Annotated in this window: 1 tRNA gene; it reads right to left on the reverse strand. The window is 59.0% G+C overall.

The features are described 5' to 3' along the window. Positions 1–145: 145 nt before the first annotated feature. Positions 146–221, reverse strand: a tRNA-Ala gene (locus tag MFF64_RS37550). Position 222: the final 1 nt, after the last annotated feature.

Raw genomic sequence — 222 nt, forward strand, 5'->3', positions numbered from 1 at the left:
GCTGACCTCTTGAATGCCATTCAAGCGCTCTCCCAGCTGAGCTATAGCCCCATCCATCAGCCGCGGCGGTGGGAACGCCGACGGGTCTCGTCAAAATTGATCGCTGGCCGCGACCGGATCACATCAGGCAGAACCTGAGGTGAGTTGGTGGAGCTAAGCGGGATCGAACCGCTGACCTCTTGAATGCCATTCAAGCGCTCTCCCAGCTGAGCTATAGCCCCA

The sequence above is a fragment of the Methylobacterium frigidaeris genome (assembly GCF_022179185.1).
Taxonomy (GTDB): Bacteria; Pseudomonadota; Alphaproteobacteria; order Rhizobiales; family Beijerinckiaceae; genus Methylobacterium; species Methylobacterium frigidaeris.